The 755-nt window shown below is 71.8% G+C and carries 1 protein-coding gene; it reads right to left on the minus strand.

Annotation, left to right across the window (positions count from 1 at the left end; translation table 11 throughout):
- Positions 1 to 755, minus strand: a 755-nt coding sequence (locus F3J14_RS35250; RefSeq protein WP_166726792.1) for a hypothetical protein, incomplete at both ends; no start/stop codon positions are given.

The following is a 755-nucleotide window of genomic DNA, read 5'->3' on the forward strand; positions in this document are numbered from 1 at the left end:
AGCATGGCGCGCGTGAACTCGGCGAGGCGCGCCCGGACGACGTCGGCGGACGCCGCGCCGTCGAGCGATTGCTGCAGGTCGAGCAGCCTCGCCGCCAGTTCGCCCTGCCATTGCGCGCGTTCGCCGGCCGCGCGCGCGCGATTCGCGGCGAGCGTCGCGCCGACCTCGGCCGAGCGATCGCCCTGCACGAGCGTCTCGAGCGTTTCGACGAGCCGCTGCAGCACGCGGTGCACGGCCGTCGCCGAGAAGCCGCCGAGCATCGCGAGCGCCGGCCGCCCGAAGCTGTGCATGCTGCCCTGCGCGAACAGCTGCGCCGGCAGCATCTCGACGAGGATCAGGCCGGCGATCACGCCGAGAATCAGCCGTGCACCGTACGATGCGTCGTACTTCGGATCGTAGGTTGACGCGGCGACATAGTGGTGCGCCTGGAACAGCGTCGCGAACGAGGCGCCGAGGCCTGCGCAGCACAGCAGGAACGTCGTGTTCCACAGCAGCTGCATGCCGTTGGATTGCAGGAAGCCGCGCTCGATGTTCTCGCCCGACACCTGCGGCGACAGGCTCGTCAGCACGACCGCGAGCAGGAAGCCGAGCGCCGAGCCAGTCAGCAGCCGGATCAGCGGCACCGGGCCGAGCCACGCAAACGGGTGCGCCTGGCGCCGGTGCATGTCGAGCAGCGCGACCGCTTGCGGCGTCGCGGGCGCGACGAGCGTCGCGAGCTTGCGGTGGATCGCGGCGAGCGCGTGCTGCTGCGCGGG

The sequence above is a fragment of the Burkholderia sp. Tr-862 genome, assembly GCF_011753085.1.
In the GTDB taxonomy this organism is placed as follows: Bacteria; Pseudomonadota; Gammaproteobacteria; order Burkholderiales; family Burkholderiaceae; genus Burkholderia; species Burkholderia ambifaria.